Below are 22,616 nucleotides of genomic sequence, written 5' to 3' on the forward strand. Positions count from 1 at the left end.
AATACAACCTCTTACTGAACGTATTATTCGTAATTAAAATAGACGGCACGTTTTTGCAGATAGTTTTCAATGCCGTAAACGCCGTCCTCGCCGCCAACGCCGCTGCGCTTGTGGCCGGAATGATAACCCTGGATATACCCGGAAATCGGCTGATTCACGAAGACCGTACCCACTTGCATATGATGGACGGCGTGCATGATTCTCTTGATGTCTTTGGTGAAGATGTAGGACGACAGACCATCCTCCCGGTCATTGGTAATGGCCAGCGCTTCCTCGTAATCCTTGACCCGGATAATGGGCAGTACCGGCCCGAAAATCTCGTCCGTTGCCACCGGCATATCAGCCGTCACTTGAGTCAGTACCGTGGGTTCATACCAGTGGCCTTTTTCAAATTCGGAGCCCTCAGGACGCTTTGCACCGGTGGCGACCTGCGCGCCTTTTTTGATGCTTTCCTGAACCAGGCCGTTCACCCGTTCGATGCTCGCACCGGTGACGCTTGGCCCCATATCCACCTCCGAGTCCGGCTGGCCGTAGCGAATCTTTTTGACGCGCTCCAGCACCATGGCTTCGAACTTGTCGGCAATGGACTCCTGCACCAGAACCAGCTCGTTACAGATACACACCTGGCCACAGTTGGCAAAGCGGGAGATCACCGCGGCATCGGCTGCTTTCTCCAGGTCGGCGTCTTCAAGCACCACAAACGACGCCTTGCCCCCCAGCTCGAGCACCAGGCCGGAAACGTTCTCAGACGAGGCTTTATAGATCGCCTGCCCCGCACGCGTGCTGCCGGTTAAAGAGACCAAGCGAGTCATCGGGCTGGAGACCAGGTGGGAGCTAAGGGTAATGCCCGTACCGCTCACCAGATTCAGTACACCCGGCGGCAAACCCGCCTCGTGCGCCACCTGGCAAAACAGAGAGGCCGTTACCGGCGTCGCCTCGTGGGGCTTTAGCACCATGGTGTTCCCCGTTACCAGCGCAGGGCCGACTTTCCGCCCAATCAACGCCAGCGGGAAGTTGTAGGCACACAACCCCAACGTTACCCCGTAAGGCACTTTTTGAATCCAGATCTGTTCGTTGGGGTTGTCCGACGGATAGATGTTGCCTTCAATGCGCCGGGCGGCTTCCGCCGAGTACGTCAAGTAATTCAGGGTATCGTCGAACTCCCCTTGTGCCTCTGGTGTGGTTTTACCTTGTTCCAACACCAGCAGACGAACAAACTCTTCCCGTCGCGCTTTCAGGCCCTCCACCACGGCCAGCAAATGCCGACCACGTTCAATGGCGGGAAGCGCCTGCCAGTCAGGCTGGGCTTTCTGAGCGCTTTTCAGGGCGCGGTCAGCGTCTTCCACCGTGCAGTCGGGGATGGTAGCCCAAACCTCTTCCGTCGCCGGGTTTTCTACGGTGAAGGTGGCACCATTGGAGGCGTCCACCCATTGGCCATCGATATAACACGGGTAGTGCTGCAGGGACGTATTCATGGTTCTGCTCCTCGTTCAGGCCGATTGTTATTGGAGTACAAAGATTGAAGTACGGTTTTTCCGTCAGTCGCCAACCCCCGAGGGCTCAGCGACCGGTAAAATGAGGGGTCCGCTTTTCCAGGAAGGCCTGAAAGCCTTCCTCGGCGTCCCGAGTGTCATACAAGCCATCCGCCAGTGCCTGCTCCGTTGCCAGCCCCTCGGCCAACGGCAGCTCCCCGCCGTCCCGAACCGCCCGCTTACTCGCCGCCAGCGCCAAGGCCGGGCCGGCCGCTACGCGCTCGGCATACGCCATCGTTTCCGACGCAAGCGCCTCGGATTCATACAGGCGGTTGATCAGCCCCCACCGGGCCGCCTCTTCCACCCCAAACGGATCGCCCGAGGCCAGCAGCTCCAGCGCACGAGGCATTCCCACCAGACGGGTCAAACGCTGAGTGCCGCCATTGCCGGGAATCAACCCCAGCTTAATTTCCGTCAGCCCCAAACGATACGAACCTCGCGCGGCAAACCGAACATCACACGCCATCGCGAGTTCCAGGCCACCCCCAAGGGCGTGGCCGCCGATTTGTGCGATAAAGAGCACGCCACTGCGCTCCATGGCGGCCAGCGTGCGCCGCGCTTGTTCGACCATGGCCTGATTGTCCGCCATGGAATTACTCTGAAACTCCTTGATGTCCGCACCCGCACAGAAAAACCGATCACTGGCGCTACGCAACACGGCCACCAGAACATCGGAGCGCTGGTCCACGTCCGCCACCGCGTCATAAAGGGCCCGCTGTACCGAGAGGTTATAGGCGTTCGCGGGAGGACGGTTCAGCGTAATTTGCGCAACGCCCTGTGCCACGCTGACGCTAACGACAGAGTCAGCCGTTGTTGGTGTGCCACTTTTTGTGGCCGCGCCACTGGTATCAGTTGTGGGAACCATGGGGGACCTCGTTGGCAAACTCATGTTTTATGGCGTCACTGTGCTCTCCCAACAGTGGCGCGGCGCGATGGGCAGTGAGCCGTTCATTGTTTAAGCGGATGGGGCAACGGGTGGTTTGATATTCAAAGCCGCGGCTATTGGTCACGCTTTGCAGCATGGACAACGCCTTAAAGCCGTCATGCTCAACTAGGTCGCGCCAATTCAACACCGGTGCGCACCAAATGTCCGCCGGCTCCAATAGGCCCAGCCAGTGTTCCGTGGTTTGGGTGTTCAGGTGATCGGCCAATATTTTTTTGATGGGGTCCCGCAGTTCAAACCAACGGCTCGGATCGTCGTACGCTTTTAATGGCTCACACGCCAACAGTTCCGCCAATGCGGTAATAGAGCCCATGGCCAGCGCCAAGTAACCGTTTTGCGTTTGGTAGAGTCCATAGGGGGCCGCGACCAGCGAGTGCGCGGGGTTTTGCTCGCCGCGACTGACCGGTTCACCATCCTGATAAAACAACGTCAGCGGCTCGAATTGAAAGTCCAATATCGCTTCGAGCATACTGACCTCAACAAGCGTCCCTTCTCCACCGACCAGCGCCGCCAGAACGCCTTGCACCAATTGCGAGCCTGCCAGGTAATCGGCAATGGCCAGGCCCATGGGCACCGGGCCGTCGCTCTCCGCACCGCTGAGCTGAGTCAACCCGGACAATGCCTGAACCAAAAGGTCCTGACCTGGCTTCTGGCGCCAGGGGCCCTCCGCGCCGTAGCCGGAGATCTCGCCGTACACCAGCGTCGGGTTGACGCTCTTCAAGGTGTCATAGTCGAGGCCGAGACGGTTCATGACACCGGGGCGAAAATTGTGAACAACTACATCCGATGCCTCCACGAGCCGAGAGATCAGCGCATGGTCCTTCGCGTTTTTAAGGTTGACCTTGAGGCTTTCCTTATCCCGGTTAATGGCCTGAAAAAACGCCGACTCACCATCTAAGTTCAGCTGAGGTGCGTAAATTTTTCGCGTGAGATCTCCCTGCTCATAGTGCTCCACTTTTATGACCCGAGCACCCAGGTCACTCAGCCGCAGGGTGGCGACCGGGCCGGCCAGAAACTGGGTAAAGTCGAGGACGCGTATCCCCTCAAGTGGTCTGATCACAGCGAGAACTCCTTCGTAATCCGTTCGGTCGAATCACCCAAGACCGGTGCCGCTCGGGATGAGAACAGCTTTTCCCCGTTGATTCGGATGGGGCAACGAGTCGTCCGCAGACTGACCGCGTCTCCCCTGGAGACCGTCTGCTCCATTTCCAAAACCCGGTAAGCCTCTTCTTCGGTCAAACGCTGATGGTCGAGTACGTCCGAGCACCAGTAGCCCTCCGGCTCCAACACCGAGAGCCAGTGGTGTGTGGTCTGCGTGCGCAAATGGTCGGAGAGATGGGCCTTGATGTGATCGCGGTGGTCAAACTGCGCCCGGGGCGTATCGAACGCCTCCAGGCCGGTACAACCCAGGGCATGGCACAGTGTCTCCAGGGAACCCATGGAGAGCGCGATATGACCATCGGCGGTTGGGTAAATGCCGTAGGGCGCTCCGAGGTAGACGTGCGCTCCGGCCACTGTGCTTCGCTCGGGCAGTTGTTGCCCCTGACTCAAAAATACCGTCAACCCTTCGAACTGCAGATCCAGTATGGACTCCAGCAAACTGACGCTGACCTTGCTGCCCTGTCCACTTCGTCGGCGTTGCACCAGCGCGGCCAGAATGCCCTGCGCCAAGTGGGTGCCGCACAGCATGTCCGCCACTGCAATACCAAAGGGCGTGGGCGGTTTATCCGCAGTGTTGCTCAACCAGGTCAACCCGGATACCGATTGCGCCAGCAGGTCCTGACCCGGCCGGTCGCGCCAGGGGCCTGACTCGCCATAACCGCTGACCTCTCCGTACACAATGCTCGGGTTCAACTCGTAGACGCTGTCATAGTCCAGCCCCAGACGATCCATAATGCCCGGGCGAAAGTTATGGGTCATCACATCCGCCTGTGCTACCAGGCGGCGCACCCGCTCCAGGTCGTCCGGGTCTTTCAGGTTGGCCGTAAAGCTTTCCTTGTTACGATTGATGGTGTGAAACAGGACGGAATCTCCGTCCGCCCACAGGTTTTTGGTCACCAACTTCCGACAGGCGTCGCCAGCGCCCGGGCGCTCGACTTTGATCACCCGCGCGCCGAGGTCTGCCAATCTCAAACCGGCGTAGGGCCCCGCCAAATACTGACTGAATTCGAGAACCGTCAGGCCCTCAAGCGGCAGTTTCATACGTTCAGCCTTTCGAGGTTTGGTACAGTTTATTCAGGTGCGTCAGCAGCGCCTTTTCGTCGCCCCCGTCCATCAGGTATTCGCGAATCGGGGCGCCGGCGTTGTCCTGAAAATTCATATGGCCGTGGTAGCGGGGCCGCAAAAACGCGCGGTCGAGTGCAGGCAGCGTATCGACAAAGTAATTATCGGATACCTGGTTGGCGGTTTCATCCAACCACGCCTGGCGATAACCCGGCTGACCACCAAATTCAATATAGAAGCCTTTCTGCATGTCCGCATTAGCGACAAACCGGGCGTATTCCGCGGCTATCTCTTTATGGCTGGAGCTGGCAGAAATGGCCAAGCCTGTGCCCCCCAACGTGGTCCGGCAGCGCTTACCGTTCTCCAACGCCACTAGATCCGCAAACTTCAGGCACCGACGGGCGTAATTGGGCTTGGCGTAGTTCGCGTAACCGTAGGCGAAGGGGCAGTAGGCGAAATCGTCGGTGCGCGTCATCGCCTCATAGACTTTGATGGGATTCCAATCGAAGCAATTAGGATCCAGATTCACAGACAGATCGCGCAACCGCCGCAGGGCTTCGGTGCCAACGGCCTCGCTGACCACTTCTCCATCACTCACACAGGGGTCTTCCCCCAAAGTGCAGCACAACATATAGAAGTTCATCAGCGTATCCTGCGGAATCGAGGGCACGGCCACCTTGCCTTTCCTGGCAAGGTCCATCAGGTCATCCCAGGTCTGGGGCATGCCCCCACCCGCTTGTTCCAGCAAGTCCATACGCGCCGAAGCCACCGGGGTGGCGGCGTCAATAGCCAGAGCCCACTGCTGATCGGCATACCGGTAGCTTTCGTGGGAATGGCCAACCGTGTTGGCCGCCTGATCGGCGAGAAAGTCCTCACCCACCCAGTCTTCCAGAGGCGCAATCACCCCGGTTTGCGCGGCAAATCCGGCCCAGGGATGATCGATAACCAGCAAGTCATATTCCTTCGCCAGCTCATCAATGGGCTGGTCGGCAAACGCCTGCAGAGAGCGTTTGCTCCAGGTTATGCGCACCCCCGGATTCAGCTCTTCAAAGCGTTGGGCCGTCGCCGTCATAGGCACATAACCTCGGGTATGCCCCCAAGTGATGCCTTTTAATTCAGTAACCGATTGACTCATCTCAACTCCGCTCAGCTCATTCATATCTAAATGATGAATTCTATGGTAAATTGTAGACAGTCAGCTTGCAACCCACTTTTGTCATTCATTGACGAGGTCCAGCAAGCCAAGTGGAGTCCCTACCGGGAGTTTGCGATACTGCCGACACTTAACCGACGGAGCCCTTACGCAACGATGAACCGAACCGCCAAATACTCTGCTCCGGCCCTGGACAAGGGGCTGGATATCCTTGAGCACCTGTCCGACAACGTAGCCCCCCTGTCACAAGCGGAGATCGCTACCGGCTTGGGACGCAGCCCCAATGAAATCTACCGGGTTCTGGTGGGGCTGGAGGCACGCGGCTATATCCTGCGGGACGAGTCCTCGGGCAAGTATCGGCTTTCACTCAAGCTGTACACCCTCTCGCACACCCACTCCCCCATTGAGCAACTGACGCAGGCGGCGCAGCTTCCCATGATGGAGTTGGCCGAGACCGTGGGGCAGTCCTGCCACCTGAGCGTGCCTTACGAGGGAAAACTGATGGTGGTCAGCCAGGTAAAAAGCCCCGAGCCAGTGTCGCTCTCTATCTCCGAGGGCACCCTGTTCCCCCTCTTCTCAACGACCTCCGGGCGCGTACTGCTGGCGCACTACAGCGAGGAGCAGCTCGAAAAGCTGCTGATCGACGCCGGGCAGGAACCTCACCTCAGCGCCGAACAAAAACAGCAGCTCCTCGCCGAACTGGAGACCATCCGGCGGGACCGCTACCACTTCGCGCCCAGCGACATCACCATGGGCGTTACGGACTGCGCGGCCTTTGTGGGCATGGCGGGTTCGGGGCTGACAGCGGCAGTGGCGGCCTCCTCGCTCACCTCCACCCTCGGTCGCCACCACGACCGGGATTCCATAGCGGCAGCGGTGCTCAACACGGCAGACAAGATCAATCAGCGGCTGGGTATCCACCGAGCCGGTTAACAGCCTTGCACCCTTATTGTACACTGATGACTGTCTACAATAAGGGTGCGCTATGTCCTGTCGTCTGTTTTTCCCACTCTCAGCCATTGTGGTTTTGCTTATGCCTATCTCACTTATGACGGGTTGCTCACAGGCGCCTGCACATCCGACCTTTGCGCAGGATTTAGCGCTTCTCTCTCGCCACCAGTCCCCGATCGTATTGGAGGATGGGCCTCGCAAAGTGATGGTTCTCGCCGAGCTACAGGGTCGGGTGATGGTGAGCACGGCCCGCGGGGACCAAGGGGACAGCCACGGCTGGATCAACCGGGACTATTTGGCGCAAGCCGAACGGGTGTCCAGTGCGGCGGTCGGTGGCGCAGACCGACTGAGCTTCGGACCGGAAACGGGGCCTTATTCCTTGTTTTTTGAGCCGGGGGTTGAACAAACGGGGGATAACGTGCGCTTTCAACCCGCCATCTCCACGCAGCCCTATCAACTCCTCCACCGCACCGATACCGAAGCGGTGTTCAGCCAACAGGTACAGCTGGAGAATTATCAGGGGCAGGTGATTGAGCTGGACGTTAAGCGCAGTATCCACCTTCTTGATGCCAACCATATCGAAAACGCGTTGAAGGTCGAGCTTCCCCAGGGACTGGACTACGTCGGCTTCAAGGCGCAAACGGAAATCACCAATACCGGGCGCGCCATGAGGGACGAGACCGGCCTGATCTCCCTGTGGCACCTGGGTGCCTTTGAGACCAGCCCACACAACACCGTCGTCATTCCGACCCGGGGGCAACCGACAGGGGTCACACCCTATTTCAATGACACCCGCGCGTCTCACACGAAAGTAGTGGACGGTACGGTGTATTACCGGGCCGATGCCCAGTACATGAATAAAATCGGCCTCCCACCCGAACATACCGTCCCCTTGATGGGCGCATGGGACCCGGCCCTGGAGCGGCTCACGCTTATCGTATTTTCCTTTGACCCGGCGGCCAGACGTTACGTCAACTCCACCTGGCTACCGGGGAAGCACTCTGCGCAACATGCCCCTTACAAAGGGGATGTGACCAATGTTTTTAATGACGGACTGATGGATGACGGCGAACGCTTCGGCCCATTCTACGAGCTCGAGTCCTCCTCCCCGGCCCTGCAACTCGCTCGGGGCGAAAGCGCCCACCACCAGCAGACCACTTTGCACTTTCAAGGTGATCGGCAGGCTTTGAGCAAGCTCGCAAAAGCAACGCTAGGCGTGAGCCTGGACACCATAGAACGGCCATTTGCTCAGGCCGCCGATACAACAGACTGACAGGAGAGACAGCAATGGCCACTATTGTGATTACTGGCGCCAATCGGGGCCTCGGCCTGGGGCTGGCGCAACAATATCTCGCGCAGGGGCATCAGGTACTGGCGACCCACCGCCCAGGCAGCAACACCGAGGGCTGGGAAGGACTGGTGGAAAACGCCAGCGGACAGCTGACGCCGGTAGCGCTGGACCTACAGGACGACCGATCCATTGAACAGTGCGCTCAGGGCCTTAAAGCGGCGGGCCCTATCGACATCATGATCAACAACGCCGGCGCCACCAACCACCAGCCTCTGGGAAGCTGGACACGAGCCGCCTTTATCGACAGCTACCAGAGCAATGCGGTCGGGCCAGCGCTGCTGATACAAGCCCTGCGGGACAACCTCGCCCAAGGCGCCCGCCTTATCCAGCTCAGCTCCGGCCTGGCATCCATTGCGGAAAATATCGGGGCTGACGGCCCGTTTGAGGAATACGCCATGAGCAAGGCGGCGCTGAATCTGCTGACCCACAGGCTTGCGCACAAACTGGCGGAGCGCGGCATCATTACTGCAGCGATTAGTCCCGGCTGGGTCAAGACCGATATGGGTGGCAACGATGCTCCCACATCCGTGGAGCAGGCGGCGCAAGCGATCGCACAAACCATCGAACAACTGCAGCCCGAGCAGTCCGGTGGTTTTTTTGATTTGGAGGGAGCGCCCATACGTTGGTAAGTCGTTCGGGCAAGCCATTATCGCCCCCTCGACTGTCGCCAAAAAACCGTTAAAAGCGGCGAAAAATGCCAAAAAACGGGCTAAAATGCCATTTAAGTGCCGAAAAATGTTAACTGTGAACAATTAGGCAGACTCCCCTCAACACTCCCCTTACCATGGCCCCCGAGGTGCATCGCGGCGAGTGCGGTCACCTCACAGTAGCACTCCATTCACCTCAAACTTTCGCAAACGGTGACGCAAGGGGTAAGCGTGCGGCACCACACGCTAAGGAGCTTACAATGAAGTTGATTCACAGTGTGCGAACACCCTTTGAGCTTACGCTCAAAGGCCTGGTCACGGCGGCATTGCTCGTTGGCCTTCACAGCCCCGCTCTGGCACAGGACCAGTGCGACCTCACCTCCGAGTGCCAATCCTTGTTTGGCAGTCAGGCGACCGACTGTGCCAACAGCTGGTCTTCATCAAGCGTTTGCATGTGCGGCGGCCAACGCTGCGACGAGCTGGACGATGGCGGCGACACCGATCCGGGGTCTGACAACCGGTACTCCGTGCCCGGTTATGTACAGGCGGAGGACTACGCTCGTTTTTCTGACACCACCACTCAAAACCTCGGCGGCGAATACCGCCAGGACGCCGTGGACATCCAAACCACCTCTGACAACGGCGGCCAATACAACGTCGGCTGGATCGCGACCAACGAATGGCTGGAATACGACATTGCCGTGCAGTCAGCGGGAGTCTACGAGGCCAAGATCCGGGTCGCATCTAACCCCGGAGGCGGCATGTTCACACTCGAAATTGATGGCAACCAACGCACCGGGGCCATCCAGGTAGGCACCACTGGCGGCTGGCAAAGCTGGCAGACTTTAACCGTTGGCTTGGGCCAGCTTTCTGTGGGGAATCATACGCTGAGGGTTCAGGTGCAATCCGGCGGCTTCAACCTCAACTGGTTTGAGCTCGCCCAAAACGATGGTGACAATGGCGGTGGAAGCGAAATGATAGGCCATTTCAACGCCAGTCAAGACCTCCTGCTGGCCAATTATGACCTACGCCCGGACCCGGATGACCTTCATACCGTTGCGGCTTTCGCCACCATGTTGCGCGACAGCCGCTTCCAGAGCGTGAATGTCCACGCCGTCGCCGGCGCCTACGGCACTCAGGGCGGCACCTACATTGAGGCGGAGCACTTGTTTAACCTGGCGTTCGGGAACAACCGCTGGTCCGATGCCCACAACAACCGCAGCGGCGCACTAAACGAAGTCTACGGTATCGCCTCATCGGTACTGAGTGGCGGGGGCGATATCTGGATTCAGGAAGCCGGCCAGTCCGACTTCAGCGCCGACCTGGTACGCCGCATTCAGCAAAATATGCCCGGCATCAACACTCAGCAGCGTATCCACTTGGTTCAACACAGCAACTGGAACCAGGACCAAACCACCGACGCCGATCTTACCTACGTGCGAAACCAGACGGACTACCACAAAATTGACGACGGAAACTCCGTAAATAACGGATCCCCAGGGTTTAACAGCAAGGACACCAGCCAATGGAGTCGTGTGCTGAATGACGCTGAGGTCGGCGACATCTGGGCGGAAGCCAAGCGGGTAGCGGATTACAGCATTGATCACCACCCCGGCTGGAAAAACCCCACCATTCGTGACGGCGGCATGGACTTCTCCGATACCGTAGAAGATACCTGGATCTTCGGGTTTAACAACCTACACAACCACCGGTCCTTTTTTGACGAATTTCTCTAAACCATTCTTTGCGGCGGGTGAATAACACCCGCAATGGCCCCGCTCGCTTCCGGGCGGGGCTTCCCCTCCAGAGAGCCTCTCCCCCTAGCTCGCGCCCCTTTGAGCCCCGGCGCCCGACAGCTCTAAACAGCCGCGCTCGCTGCTGCCTCTACGCTCACCCCTTGCAATTCACCCAAAACACAGACATTATTATGTTTATTGTCTACAATGATTGCACATAATTTATGACTGATAACACGCAAGAATCTTTGTTTTCCCGTCTCTTCAGTGAGCCCGGAAGCGTCTATACCCGTTTGCTGGAGGACATCGCCCAGGGGGTGTTCGTCAGTGGCGACCGCCTGGTGACCACCGCTCTGGCGCAACGCTACGACACCAGCATCAACCCGGTGCGGGAAGCCCTCAAGCAACTGCAGGGCGAAGGCCTGGTGAGTTTTCAGCGCAACAGTGGCGCGCGGGTCACGCACTTTGAGTACACCACCATGCGCGACGTCTATGAACTGTTGCAGCTACTGGAACCCTATTTACTGGACTGGTTTATCGAAGAGCACACGGAAGCCCCGCTGGCCCGCCTGGAGGCTTTGCTCGAAGAGATGAAGGCGCTCACCACCAAAGACGTCGACCGGTTCAAGGAGCTGGACACCCTGTTCCATTGGGAGATGTACCGCCACCACTACAACCGGGATGTGGTCGACCTTTGGAAACGTCAGCGGCTGAGACTGCTGGCCCTACACGCCAACATGCCCATCAGTGACTCGCGCATCCAGACAGCCATCCAGGAGCACGACGCCATTATTGGCCCACTCCGACGGCGCGACAAAGCCGCCGCCCGCGCCGCGCTCATTCAACACATTCACAACGGCGGGGACTATTGGTCCCGGCAGGTCAGGTCACGCCTATGAAAATTACCGCCATCAAGCCCTACGCCTTTTGGCTGGGATTTCGAAACGTCTGTCTGGTCAAGGTTGAAACCGACGAGGGAATTCACGGCTGGGGAGAGTCCGGGCTCTCGGGTCGCGAACGGGCTGTCGTGGGGGCCATTGAACACTTCCGGGAATTTCTGATCGGGCGGTCCGCCACCGATATCGGAGCGCTTTGGCAAGAGATGTACCGAAGCCAATATTTCGAGGGGGGACGGGTGCTCTCCGCCGCCATTTCCGCCATTGATATCGCGCTTCATGACTTGCTGGGTAAAGCCCTGAACCAACCAGTGTATCAGTTGCTTGGCGGCAAGCAGCGCGACCGTATTCCTCTGTTTATCACCTCCACCCTGCCCTTCGGCGAGGCTTTTGTAGACGACCTTCTGCAAAAGCAAAGCGAGGGCTGGCCCGTCATCCGAGCCACCACCGGTGAGCACGGCCGACCGGACCAGACCACCGAGTTTGATCCGCGGCGTTCACTGGCCAGCGCGGCGCACTGGTTGACGCGCGCACGAGAACAGCTTGGCCCCGAAACCGTGCTGGGCATTGACTACCACCACCGATTGTCCGTGGCGGAAACCCTGTCTTTTTGTCAGCGCATGCCCACCGGCACGCTGGACTTTCTGGAGGAGCCCATTCGGGATGAAAGCCCGGCCGCCTACCAGGCTCTGCGCCAATCGGTCGATATTCCCCTGGCCATTGGTGAAGAGCTCACCAGTAAGTGGGCCTTTGCGCCCTACGTGAATCAGAACCTGACGCAGTTCGGGCGTATTGATTTATGCAATGCCGGCGGGTTTACCGAAGCGGCCAAAATCACCGCCATGTGCGAGAGCCAATACATCGACATGATGCCGCACAACCCGCTAAGCCCGCTGTGCACGGCCGCATCTGTTCACTACTGCGCGGCCATTCCCAACCTTGCCTGGCTTGAGCTTTCCCCCTACGACGGAGACATGAGTGAGCACGAGCGGGTGTTCGGAACCCTGCCGACCCTGAGCGACAACCACTTCACGGTCAGCGATGCCCCCGGCCTGGGTATTGACGTCGATGAAGCCGCCATCCAGTCGCAAACCTTCAACTTTTGGGAGCCACCACGACTGATCAAGCCGGACGGCTCCTACACCAACTGGTAACCCCAATAACAACCCGGTATCCATTTTATGAGTGCACCCGAGCAACCCCACAAGCCCCGTAAAAAAGGCACGATCCTGGCACTGATTTTCATCAGTGTGGTCATCAACTACATGGACAGGACCAATATTTCGGTGGCCGCCAGCGCCATGTCGGAAGACCTGGGACTGTCGACAGTACAGATGGGCATCTTGTTTTCCGCCTTTGCCTGGACCTACTCGGTGATGCAGATTCCCGGCGGCATGGTGGTGGATCTGGTCAAAACCCGCATTCTCTACCCCTTTATTCTGGTGGCCTGGTCGATGGCAACGCTGATCCAGGGGCTGGTCAGCTCAATGGCCGCCTTGGTGGGCTGCCGAATGGCCATCGGTTTTTTTGAAGCGCCCTCCTACCCCGCCAACAATAAAATTGTGACGCGCTGGTTTCCAGTGGAACAGCGAGCAAGCGCCATTGCCATTTACACCTCGGGTCAGTTCATCGGGTTGGCTTTTCTAATGCCGGTGCTCGCCTTCATTCAGGATCTGTTTGGTTGGCGAGGTCTGTTTATCGTTTCGGCCCTAATTGGTTTCGTTTGGGCGGCGGTCTGGTTTTTTGTGTACCGGGACCCCGACGAAAAACCACGCGAGGCGGGAGAAAAACCGCCGGTAGCCGAGCCGCAGGCCGGCCTTTCCTGGTACAACCTGAAGGTGGCATTTTCCAACCGCAAACTGTGGGGCGTGTACATCGGTCAATTCTGCCTGGGCGGAACGCTCATCTTTTTTCTGACCTGGTTCCCGACGTACCTGAAAGAGTACCGGGGCTATGACACGCTGAATACCGGCTTTCTCGCTTCGGTGCCGTTCCTCGCGGCCTTTTGCGGCGTTTTGCTCTCCGGCTTTTTCTCCGACTTAATGGTTCGCAAGGGCTTTTCCAACGAGGTTGCGCGCAAAGCGCCCATCATTGTCGGTTTGCTGCTGTCCAGCTCTGTCATGGGCGCCAACTATGCGACCTCCACCTTCTGGGTGACATTCTTTCTGTCACTCACTTTCTTTGGGAACGGCCTCGCCTCCATTAATTGGGTGTTTGTATCCTTGCTGGCGCCAAAAAACATGGTCGGCCTGGTGGGGGGGTGCTTCAATTTTATCGGTGCCCTCTCGGCCGTTACCGTGCCCGTGGCCATCGGCTTTCTCGCCCGCGAAGGTGACTTCCGACCGGCCCTGTTCCTGGTGACCGGTCTCGCAGTGGTCGGTCTACTCTCCTACCTGTTTTTGGTCGGCAAAGTGGAACGTATCCGACTGCAGCCCAAGTTGTCCGAGGAGTCGACGTCATGAGCTTTATGACCTTTGGCGAAATTATGTTGCGGCTGACACCCGGCCGCCATCTCGACACGCTGCCTCAAAGTCAGACACTCAATATGGATTTCGCCGGGGCGGAAAGCAACGTTGCCAGCTCCCTGGCACTGTTGGGGCACCACTGCCACATGGTCACCAAAATCCCCAACAACCCGGTCGGGGAAGCGGCAGTTACAAGCCTGCGTCGCTTCGGCATCGACACACGCCACATTCAACGGGGCGGCGAACGCCTGGGAACCTACTTCATTGAACTGGGCACCTCCATCCGCCCCTCTCGTGTTACTTACGACCGCGCTTACTCCGCTCTCGCCCAAATGGCGCCCGAAGAATTTGACTGGAATACCGTTCTCAAAGGGCAGCAATGGTTGCATTTATCGGGCATCACCCCGGCGATTTCCCCGCAATGCGCGGAGGCCACCGTCGAGGCGGCCCGCACCGCCAAGGCCATGGGCTTGTCCGTCAGTTTTGATTTGAACTTCCGGCGCACGCTGTGGGAACGCCCCGAAAAAGCACGGGACTACTTCGAGCGCATTCTCGAACACACGGACCTCGCCCTGGGCAACGCCGGCGTTATGGCCGACGTTTTTGACGAGCACTACACCGGTGACGCCCTGGCCGTTGCCACGGGGGCGGCGACCTCTCTCCGAGAGCGCTTCGGTGTCGACGCTGCCACCACCGCCAGGAATCATCACGATGCCAATCACAACACGGTGGCCGGCGTTCTGGTGTCGGACGCGGGCCAGCATCAGTCACAGCAGATCAGCGTCGGGATTCTGGACCGTCTGGGGACCGGCGATGCCTTCGCCGCCGGTGTGATTCACGGCTACCTCAATCGCTGGCCGGAACCCGCCTGTATTGAGTTTGCCGCCGCCGCTTTCGCGCTGGCCCATACCATCGCTGGCGACCAGCACTGGTGCTCGGAAGCAGAGATTCAACACATCGCCAACGGCCACCACTCCGGTCACATCATCCGCTAGCGGGAGCGCCCCATGAGAGAACACACCGTAAAACGACTGATTGCCGAGAAGCTCGTTGTGATCATCCGGGTCAAGGATCCCAACGAGATCGACGACATTGTGCAATGTATTGCCGATGGCGGAGGCGGAGCGGTGGAAATCACCAGCAATACGCCCCACTTTACCTCTGCAATTGTCCGCATCAAGCGGCGCTTCCCCCAGCTTCTGGTGGGCGCCGGCACCATTACCGACACGGCACTCGCCCAGGAAGCCATTGACGCCGGGGCTGAGTTTCTGGTCACGCCCAACACCTCCGAGTCCGTTGTGCGCACCGCACATTCGGCTCGCATTCCCGTCGTGATGGGCGCCATGACCCCCACTGAAATCCATGCTGCCCAAACCGCCAGGGCTGACATCGTCAAACTATTCCCCGCTGGGACCCTTGGCCCTGAGTATCTCGCTGCGCTTGCTCGTGGGCCTTTTTTACACACACCTTTCTTCCCCGTTGGCGGCATCGATGAAACCAACGCTCACGAATGGATGCAAACCGGCGCGATTGGTGTCGGTGTCGGGGGAAGCCTGGCTTGCCCGGTTCACACCGAACTAGAGAAAACCGAGCTCACCCGCCGAATCCGGCAGTTGATCACTGCGTTACATTCGGACAACTCTCAATAACGGAGCCTCTCATGAAAAAAACTCATATAGCTCTGGGGCTTTCACTGGCACTACTGGGCGCCTGCGAGCCTCTAGAGAAAGACCCTGTCTCACAGACAGCCGTACAAAAACCAAAGACACTGGAAACGCTGTTTGCTTTCGACAAAAGGTCCCTGCCTGACGCTCTGAGCGTGAACAACGCCTTGATAGAGTCCGTGGCCTCGCCAGACAGTGGCCGGGCAACGCGCATCCACCTGAAAGCCAAAGCGTACAAAGAGGCCGGGTTCGAGTTCACCCCAAGCACGCCGTGGGACTGGTCTTCTTACGGTCCCTTCGCACTGGCGCTGGACATTCAAAACCCACTCAATGAGTCGACCCATTTGTACGTCACCGTCACTGATGGCGAAGGGCAAACGCACAACCGCAGTTTTGCGGTGCCTGCCCTCAGTGACACTTCCTATTACATGGAGCTAAAAGGGCACGATCTCGACGTCGACTCTGGCCTGCGCGCCAACCCGCCATACTGGAAAACCGATTACACACCCATTGACTGGCGCTGGGGCACCAAGAACATCGATCTGTCCGAGGTGCAGAACGTAAGCTTTTCGGTGCGTGGTCTGCTCAGCGACCGTACGCTGATAATCGATAATATGCGCCTGCTCGCGGAGCCTGAAGTGGACTCCCACTACCTGACCGGGTTGGTGGACCGGTTTGGGCAAAACGCCAAAGTAGACTTTGAAGGCAAAATTACCGACGAATCAGAGCTGGACGAGCAACGCAAGCGCGAACAAAAAAACCTGCGGGGAAACCCTTGGCCCGAACGATCCCGCTTTGGCGGTTGGAAACAAGGGCCGCAACTCGAATCGACCGGTTACTTTAGAACGGCCAAGCACGAGGGAAAATGGTCCCTGGTGGACCCGGACGGTTACCTCTTTTTCTCCCACGGCATTGCCAATGTCCGCATGGCCAACACCTCGACCATGACCGGATATGATGTCGACCATAAATTCATTGAGCCGCGCGCCAAAGATGACTTCACTCCGGAAGACTCCAAGGGCCTCAATCAGGTAAGCGAGGAAGCGATCCCCAGTCGACATGTGAAGTCCGAATTGCGCGCCGACATGTTCCAGTGGCTGCCCAGCTACGATGAGCCGCTGGGCAAACACTTTGGGTACCGCCGCTCTGTGCACTCAGGTCCGCTGAAACAAGGGGAAACCTACAGCTTTTATCGAGCCAACCTTGAGCGCAAATACGGTGATACCCACCCCGAGGGCTTTATGGGCGCCTGGCGCGAGACGACGGTGGACCGGATGTTGAGCTGGGGATTCACCTCCTTCGGGAACTGGCTCTCCCCCGACTTTTATCAAATGGACCGCATCCCCTACTTTGCCAACGGCTGGATTATCGGCAATTTCAAGACCGTTTCCAGCGGCAATGACTACTGGAGCCCCCTGCCCGACCCGTTTGACCCCCACTTTGCCGAACGGGCCGATCAAACCCTGAAACAAGTGGCGGCAGAGGTCCAGAACAGCCAATGGTGCGTCGGGGTCTTTATCGACAACGAGAAAAGCTGGGGCTCAAGCGGCTCGGTCACCCAGCGCTATGGCCTGGTGCTGAACACACTTGAACGGGACGCACAGGAGAGCCCGACCAAGGCGGAGTTCTCCCGGCTGATGCGCGAAAAGTACCCGACCATCTCCGCGCTCAACAAGCAATGGGAAGCCGCAGTACCTGACTGGGAAGCGTTCGACCGCGGCGTCACTCTTTCCCACTACCCGGACGCCCTTCAGGACGATTTGTCGACACTGCTTCATCACTACGCCAACGAGTACTTTGCAATTGTCGCGAAGGCGGTTGAGAAGCACCTGCCCAACCACCTCTACATGGGGGCACGCTTTGCGGACTGGGGGATGACCCCCGAAATTCGCGCCGCAGCCGCCACTCATGCCGACGTTATGAGCTATAACTATTATAAGGAAGGCCTTCACCCGGAGTTCTGGCAGTTCCTCGAAGAGGTCGATAAGCCCAGCATCATTGGCGAGTTCCATATGGGCGCCTCGGACAGCGGACTGTTCAACCCCGGCCTGGTGCACACAACGTCTCAATCCGACCGAGCGGCCACCTATAAGGCCTACATGAACAGCGTGCTCGAGAACCCCTATTTCGTGGGGGCCCACTGGTTTCAATACCTGGACTCCCCTCTGACAGGGCGTGCGTACGACGGAGAGAACTACAACGTCGGCTTTGTCAGCGTCACCGATCGCCCCTACCCGGAAATGATCGAGGCCGCGAAGGCATTTAACAAACGGTTGTATGAGGTCCGTTATGGCAAGCCGTAGCGGGCCTGGCCATCGAGGAACCCCCTTCCCAGCCCAATTTGAGCCGAGGGAATGAATAAAGGATGCGCCCAGAATTTTTGTATACAATTTTCTATTGACAATAGACTTACAGAGTAGGAGTATGGGATTTGTGGTGTAGTCCACCGCTCAGCGACACGGGGCTCACGAAGAAGCCCCACAACCAATAAAAGCAATGAGTCGAAGGCCGTTCAAAGTAATTGCCTTTGACCACAACCCATCATCAGGAGAGCTTGGTATGGCTAAAACCCCTTTCAAGTACGGGGCGCTATCCGCCGCGATTATGGCGGCCACTAGCGTCAGCTCGTTTGCCCAAGAGGGTAACGACACCCAGATGCTCGAAGAAGTCGTAGTGACAGGCATTCGCCAGTCCTTGACCAACGCAATGGACATCAAGCGCGACGCCTCCGGCGTTGTCGACGCCATTTCTGCCGAAGATATCGGTAAATTCCCGGACACCAACCTGGCCGAGTCCCTTCAGCGGGTCACGGGGGTATCAATCGACCGCTCCAACAACGAAGGAAACCAGGTCACCGTACGGGGCTTTGGGCCCTCATTTAACCTGGTTACCATGAATGGTCGCCAAATGCCCAACTCCAACGCCCTGCTGGAGCGCGGTATCACCCGCAGCTTTAACTTTAAAGAGCTGGCCGCCGAGAGCGTCTCGCGGGTAGAAGTGTACAAAACCGGCAAGGCAGCGCAGCCCTCTGGCGGTATTGGTGCGACCATCAACGTTCTGACGGCCCGTCCCTTTGACTATGACGGCTTCACCGCCGCTGGCAGCCTCAAGGGCGTGATGGACACCAGTAACGAAGTCGGCGATGACATCACTCCGGAAGTCTCCGGCATGATCAGCCATACCTTTGCGGATGGAATGTTTGGTGCATTGCTGTCCTTCTCCCACGCCGAGCGCGACAGCCGTTCCGAGCGAGTCGGCACTCAGGGCTGGGTCCCGAACCACGGCAGTGCCGACACCGACGCGATCGACACCAACTTGAACCCCGAACGCCAGCACTGGGCGCCCTATACCTTTGATATGGACGTGTCCGATCACTCCCGTGAGCGCCAAAACGGGCAGTTGGTTCTGCAATATGCTCCAAATGACGACATCACGGCCACCCTTGACTACGTCGCCTCTCGTTACGAGGAAGAAGTGGCCATGAACCGGACCAGCTTCTGGTTCGACAACCCTAATGGCACCGCCGATAGCAACGGTACTGTTATCAATCCCCGCAACCCGAATGACGAGTTGAACTTCTGGGCCTGGGATTATTACTTCAATACCGAAAACGACTCCGTGGGCCTGAATGTCGACTGGCAGGTCAACGACACGTTGAACCTCGCTTTCGACGTGCACAACTCCACCTCCGAGTCGCAACCTGATGGCGCACCGTCTGAAACCATCGCCAGCCTGAAAAACCCGCGCGTCGATAACGTCGGTCAGGTAGACATTGGTCTTGATGTGGAAGGTGACGGCGTTCCATCCGTATTCGTCGATGGTTCCGATCTGCCGGGCGGCGACCCCTTCGACCCGGATAACATTGTCTCCGACCTGTTCCAGGAACGTGGCTACGAGATTACCAATGAAATCACCCAGGCTCAGCTCGACGGTACCTGGGAAAACGCCGATAACGGCGCACTTCGGGAAATCCGGTTCGGCCTGGCCACGACCGACTATGAAGTCGACACTCGCCGCAGCCAGTCTTTTGGCTTGGTAGACCTGGACCTGTCCACCCTGGACCTGTCCTTCACCCCGCGCGGTGACTTCGCTGACGAAATCGACGGCTCCAACGACCTGTTCCCCTTACTGGTGCAGTATGACGCTGGTCAATTCCTGGATCTGGTGCAGGATCAGGGCGCTTACTTCACCGACCCGGGCACCTTCAACAGCGTGACCGAAGAGACGGTCGCCGCCTATGTCGCCTTTGATTTTGAAACCGAGTTCAACGACATTCCCGTCAGCATCAATACTGGCGTGCGGATGGAAGAAACCGACGTAACCGCCTCTTCCATTCAGAACGGCATCATCGCTCTGAACTACTTCAACCTCGAAGAGCTGCGGCCGGTATACGCCGAGGACGCCACCGTAGAAACTCTGGAAGGGGGATACACTCGCTTCCTGCCCAACCTGGACGTGAAGGCCGAGTTCTCCCGGGATCTGGTAGGCCGGTTCTCCTATAGCCGCACCATTGCGCGGGCCGACATTTCCGCCATGTTCCCGGCAACACAGTTTGGCATCGCTCGTCCCGGTGGCCCTTTCACCATCAGCCAGGGTAACCCCAACCTGTTGCCGTACGAGTCGGAAAATCTGGACTTGTCACTGGAGTGGTACTACGGTGAAGGGAGTTACGCCTCCGTCGGTTACTTCAAGAAATACGTCGAGAACTTTATCGGCTCGACCACTGAAGACCGCATCCTGGGGGACGTCAACGGTCAGCCCTTGACGGACCCCAGCATCGATCCACACCCGGATTGCCCGCATCCGCAGGGTGAGCCCGTGGATGAGTGTCTCTCCGACTCGGATGATCCGGTTATTACCTGGGAGGCATCCACACCGGGTAACCAGGACGACGCGGAAGTCAGTGGCTGGGAGATCAACGTCCAGCATATGTTTGACGATACCGGCTTCGGCGTCATCGCGAACGCCACCATGGTAGACGGTGATGTTAACTACGACGTATACGACTTTGACTCGGCGTTTGCCCTCACCGGCCTGAGCGACTCGGCCAACCTGATCGGCTTCTATGAAAAAGACGCCTTCCAGGTTCGTCTGTCCTACAACTGGCGGGATGATTTCCTGCTCAGCATAGGGCAGCCGCAGGTCGCCACCGAGCCGACGTTCACCGAGGCCTACGGTCAGTGGGATCTTAACGCCAGTTACGATATCACCGACAGCGTCTCGGTCTTCCTCGAAGGTTTGAACATCACCGAGGAAACCGTTCGTCGCCATGGTCGTTTCAGCAACCAGCTGGTATCCGCAGAACAGTACGGTGCCCGCTACAACATTGGCATTCGCGCCAAGTTCTAAACGACCGTTGACCGCTAACGGTTAAGCACCATCAGGGAAGGCCGCCACTCGTGTGGCGGCCTTTCTCTATCACGCCAATAACAACAGGCCTCTCCATCAACGAGGAGGACACCAGGTGGTCAAACCAGTTACCTCAGTGGTTATTGTGGGTGGCGGCACGGCGGGGTGGATTACCGCTGGCACCCTGGCAGCCAGAGTCTCCCAGCAGGGGCACTCGCCCACCATCACGCTTATTGAGTCACCCAACGTTCCCATCGTCGGTGTCGGCGAAGGCACTTGGCCCACCATGCGCTCGACGCTCAGGAAAATGGGCATTCGCGAGACCGATTTCATTCGCCGATGTCACGCCTCATTCAAACAGGGCGCTAAATTTGCCCGATGGGCGACCGGCAAAGACGACGACTTTTACTACCACCCACTGGTGCAACCCCACCAATTTCATCAATTGAACCTGGCGCCGTATTGGCAAGCCCAACCGCAGCATGATTCTTTCTCGCAGGCGGTATGCCCGCAGGAAGCCCTGTGCGAGCAAGGGCTCGCGCCCAAACTGATTACCACCCCCGAGTATGAGGCGGTGGCAAATTACGCCTACCATTTGGACGCCGGCGCTTTTTCCGAGTTTCTCAAAGAGCATTGCACTCAACACCTGGGCGTGCGTCATCTGCAGGCCGACGTCTCCAGCGTGGAGTCCGCCGACAACGGGGACATCAAGGCCGTTCTGACCGAGCAGGCAGGCCCGGTGGAAGGCGACCTGTTTATCGACTGCACCGGGTTCAAATCTCTCCTGCTCGGCGGCCACTTTCAAGTCCCCTTTCGCTCCTGCAAAGACGTGCTCTTTATTGACCGCGCGATAGCGGCTCACGTGCCCTACCCGGATGAGCAAAGCCCGATTGCGTCCCACACCATTTCCACCGCCCAGGATGCCGGCTGGATTTGGGACATTGGCCTCTCCTCCCGGCGCGGCGCCGGTCATGTGTACTCCAGCGCTCATACTTCGGAAGAGCACGCCCACGAGCAACTAAAACAGTACCTCGCCTCCAGCGTTAAGGACCCCGAGGCGCTGACATTCCGCACCATTGATATTGAGCCTGGGCACCGGGAACGGTTTTGGGTCAACAACTGCCTGGCCATCGGGCTCTCTGCCGGTTTTCTCGAGCCACTCGAAGCCTCGGCCCTGGTCCTTGTCGAAATATCCGCAGCCATGCTGGCCGAACAGTTTCCCGATAATCGCGAAACAATGGACGTGGTGGCCCGACGTTTTAACCGTACGTTTCAGTATCGCTGGGACCGCATCATTGATTTTCTCAAGCTTCACTACAGCCTGAGTCAACGGACAGACAGCGACTTCTGGCTCGATAACCGACACCCGGACACCATCCCTGAGAGCCTGAAGGAGTTGACCGAACTCTGGCGCTATCACCCGCCCTGGCATCATGATTTTGAGCACGCTGTGGAGGTTTTTCCCGCCGCCAGCTACCAGTACGTGCTCTACGGCATGGGCTTTGAAACCCGCCCCACCCGAGCACACCACATTGACGAGAACCGGGAAGGCGCGTTGGAGGCGTTTCGGGCGAATCAGCGAGCCATTGAGCAATTGACCCAGGCCCTGCCCTCAACCCGCACCCTGATCAACAAAATCCACGAGTTCGGGCTGCAAAAAGTGTGACCGAACCCAATGCCTTCAGATAAAAGAAGAGGACAAGCCT

General features: G+C 58.3%; 17 protein-coding genes. 12 read left to right on the forward strand and 5 right to left on the reverse strand.

Going from position 1 to position 22,616, the window contains the following annotated elements; translation table 11 throughout:
- Positions 1 to 23: 23 nt before the first annotated feature.
- From ACQCLF_RS00615 to ACQCLF_RS00635, 5 genes are all read right to left on the reverse strand, one after another.
- Positions 24 to 1,475, reverse strand: coding sequence for an aldehyde dehydrogenase family protein (locus ACQCLF_RS00615; RefSeq protein ID WP_426984298.1), 1,452 nt, complete (start codon positions 1,473 to 1,475; stop codon positions 24 to 26).
- 85 nt (positions 1,476 to 1,560) lie between these two features.
- The gene (locus tag ACQCLF_RS00620) at positions 1,561 to 2,397 is read right to left on the reverse strand and encodes an enoyl-CoA hydratase/isomerase family protein (RefSeq protein WP_426984299.1); all 837 of its coding nucleotides are present in this window, start codon (positions 2,395 to 2,397) and stop codon (positions 1,561 to 1,563) included.
- Positions 2,381 to 3,535, reverse strand: a complete 1,155-nt coding sequence (locus ACQCLF_RS00625) for a CaiB/BaiF CoA transferase family protein (protein ID WP_426984300.1) — start codon at positions 3,533 to 3,535, stop codon at positions 2,381 to 2,383. The genes ACQCLF_RS00620 and ACQCLF_RS00625 overlap by 17 nt, the downstream gene beginning before the upstream one ends.
- Positions 3,532 to 4,677, reverse strand: coding sequence for a CaiB/BaiF CoA transferase family protein (locus ACQCLF_RS00630; protein WP_426984301.1), 1,146 nt, complete (start codon positions 4,675 to 4,677; stop codon positions 3,532 to 3,534). The genes ACQCLF_RS00625 and ACQCLF_RS00630 overlap by 4 nt, the downstream gene beginning before the upstream one ends.
- Before the next feature lie 4 nt (positions 4,678 to 4,681).
- Positions 4,682 to 5,833 (reverse strand): extracellular solute-binding protein, encoded by a 1,152-nt coding sequence (locus ACQCLF_RS00635; RefSeq protein ID WP_426984302.1) that lies wholly within the window; start codon positions 5,831 to 5,833, stop codon positions 4,682 to 4,684.
- A gap of 174 nt (positions 5,834 to 6,007) precedes the next feature.
- Between ACQCLF_RS00635 and ACQCLF_RS00640 the strand changes: the two genes are divergently transcribed.
- From ACQCLF_RS00640 to ACQCLF_RS00695, 12 genes are all read left to right on the forward strand, one after another.
- Entirely contained in the window at positions 6,008 to 6,784 is a 777-nt protein-coding gene (locus ACQCLF_RS00640) for an IclR family transcriptional regulator (protein WP_426984304.1), read from the forward strand.
- Between the two features lie 100 nt (positions 6,785 to 6,884).
- Positions 6,885 to 8,075, forward strand: a complete 1,191-nt coding sequence (locus ACQCLF_RS00645; protein WP_426984305.1) for a DUF6786 family protein — start codon at positions 6,885 to 6,887, stop codon at positions 8,073 to 8,075.
- 14 nt (positions 8,076 to 8,089) lie between these two features.
- On the forward strand, positions 8,090 to 8,782 hold the full coding sequence (locus ACQCLF_RS00650) for an SDR family NAD(P)-dependent oxidoreductase (protein ID WP_426984306.1): 693 nt from the start codon (positions 8,090 to 8,092) through the stop codon (positions 8,780 to 8,782).
- Between the two features lie 278 nt (positions 8,783 to 9,060).
- On the forward strand, positions 9,061 to 10,536 hold the full coding sequence (locus tag ACQCLF_RS00655; protein ID WP_426984307.1) for a carbohydrate-binding protein: 1,476 nt from the start codon (positions 9,061 to 9,063) through the stop codon (positions 10,534 to 10,536).
- A 224-nt stretch (positions 10,537 to 10,760) separates the two neighbouring features.
- Entirely contained in the window at positions 10,761 to 11,435 is a 675-nt protein-coding gene (locus ACQCLF_RS00660; protein WP_426984308.1) for a GntR family transcriptional regulator, read from the forward strand.
- Positions 11,432 to 12,586 carry a mandelate racemase/muconate lactonizing enzyme family protein gene (locus ACQCLF_RS00665; RefSeq protein WP_426984309.1) on the forward strand — a complete coding sequence of 385 codons (1,155 nt, stop codon included), beginning with the start codon at positions 11,432 to 11,434 and terminating at the stop codon, positions 12,584 to 12,586. The genes ACQCLF_RS00660 and ACQCLF_RS00665 overlap by 4 nt, the downstream gene beginning before the upstream one ends.
- 27 nt (positions 12,587 to 12,613) lie before the next feature.
- A complete protein-coding gene (locus ACQCLF_RS00670) occupies positions 12,614 to 13,894 on the forward strand; it encodes an MFS transporter (RefSeq protein WP_426984310.1) in 1,281 nt (426 codons plus the stop codon).
- Entirely contained in the window at positions 13,891 to 14,892 is a 1,002-nt protein-coding gene (locus ACQCLF_RS00675; protein ID WP_027330195.1) for a sugar kinase, read from the forward strand. Before ACQCLF_RS00670 ends, ACQCLF_RS00675 begins: the two co-directional genes overlap by 4 nt.
- Before the next feature lie 12 nt (positions 14,893 to 14,904).
- Positions 14,905 to 15,546, forward strand: coding sequence for a bifunctional 4-hydroxy-2-oxoglutarate aldolase/2-dehydro-3-deoxy-phosphogluconate aldolase (locus tag ACQCLF_RS00680; RefSeq protein ID WP_027330194.1), 642 nt, complete (start codon positions 14,905 to 14,907; stop codon positions 15,544 to 15,546).
- 11 nt (positions 15,547 to 15,557) lie between these two features.
- On the forward strand, positions 15,558 to 17,864 hold the full coding sequence (locus ACQCLF_RS00685; protein ID WP_426984312.1) for an agarase: 2,307 nt from the start codon (positions 15,558 to 15,560) through the stop codon (positions 17,862 to 17,864).
- 256 nt (positions 17,865 to 18,120) lie between these two features.
- Positions 18,121 to 20,910 carry a TonB-dependent receptor gene (locus ACQCLF_RS00690; protein WP_426984313.1) on the forward strand — a complete coding sequence of 930 codons (2,790 nt, stop codon included), beginning with the start codon at positions 18,121 to 18,123 and terminating at the stop codon, positions 20,908 to 20,910.
- Positions 20,911 to 21,025: 115 nt separating this feature from the next.
- The gene (locus ACQCLF_RS00695) at positions 21,026 to 22,576 is read left to right on the forward strand and encodes a tryptophan halogenase family protein (protein ID WP_426984315.1); all 1,551 of its coding nucleotides are present in this window, start codon (positions 21,026 to 21,028) and stop codon (positions 22,574 to 22,576) included.
- Positions 22,577 to 22,616: the final 40 nt, after the last annotated feature.

The sequence above is a fragment of the Marinimicrobium sp. ARAG 43.8 genome (assembly GCF_050113635.1).
Taxonomy (GTDB): domain Bacteria; phylum Pseudomonadota; class Gammaproteobacteria; order Pseudomonadales; family Cellvibrionaceae; genus Marinimicrobium.

Coding starts and splice junctions, on each gene's coding strand:
- ACQCLF_RS00615 (WP_426984298.1), bottom strand. CDS start 1,475: ATGAATACGTCCCTGCAGCACTACCCGTGTTATATCGATGGCCAATGG.
- ACQCLF_RS00620 (WP_426984299.1), bottom strand. CDS start 2,397: ATGGTTCCCACAACTGATACCAGTGGCGCGGCCACAAAAAGTGGCACA.
- ACQCLF_RS00630 (WP_426984301.1), bottom strand. CDS start 4,677: ATGAAACTGCCGCTTGAGGGCCTGACGGTTCTCGAATTCAGTCAGTAT.
- ACQCLF_RS00635 (WP_426984302.1), bottom strand. CDS start 5,833: ATGAGTCAATCGGTTACTGAATTAAAAGGCATCACTTGGGGGCATACC.
- ACQCLF_RS00640 (WP_426984304.1), top strand. CDS start 6,008: ATGAACCGAACCGCCAAATACTCTGCTCCGGCCCTGGACAAGGGGCTG.
- ACQCLF_RS00645 (WP_426984305.1), top strand. CDS start 6,885: ATGCCTATCTCACTTATGACGGGTTGCTCACAGGCGCCTGCACATCCG.
- ACQCLF_RS00650 (WP_426984306.1), top strand. CDS start 8,090: ATGGCCACTATTGTGATTACTGGCGCCAATCGGGGCCTCGGCCTGGGG.
- ACQCLF_RS00655 (WP_426984307.1), top strand. CDS start 9,061: ATGAAGTTGATTCACAGTGTGCGAACACCCTTTGAGCTTACGCTCAAA.
- ACQCLF_RS00660 (WP_426984308.1), top strand. CDS start 10,761: ATGACTGATAACACGCAAGAATCTTTGTTTTCCCGTCTCTTCAGTGAG.
- ACQCLF_RS00665 (WP_426984309.1), top strand. CDS start 11,432: ATGAAAATTACCGCCATCAAGCCCTACGCCTTTTGGCTGGGATTTCGA.
- ACQCLF_RS00670 (WP_426984310.1), top strand. CDS start 12,614: ATGAGTGCACCCGAGCAACCCCACAAGCCCCGTAAAAAAGGCACGATC.
- ACQCLF_RS00675 (WP_027330195.1), top strand. CDS start 13,891: ATGAGCTTTATGACCTTTGGCGAAATTATGTTGCGGCTGACACCCGGC.
- ACQCLF_RS00680 (WP_027330194.1), top strand. CDS start 14,905: ATGAGAGAACACACCGTAAAACGACTGATTGCCGAGAAGCTCGTTGTG.
- ACQCLF_RS00685 (WP_426984312.1), top strand. CDS start 15,558: ATGAAAAAAACTCATATAGCTCTGGGGCTTTCACTGGCACTACTGGGC.
- ACQCLF_RS00690 (WP_426984313.1), top strand. CDS start 18,121: ATGGCTAAAACCCCTTTCAAGTACGGGGCGCTATCCGCCGCGATTATG.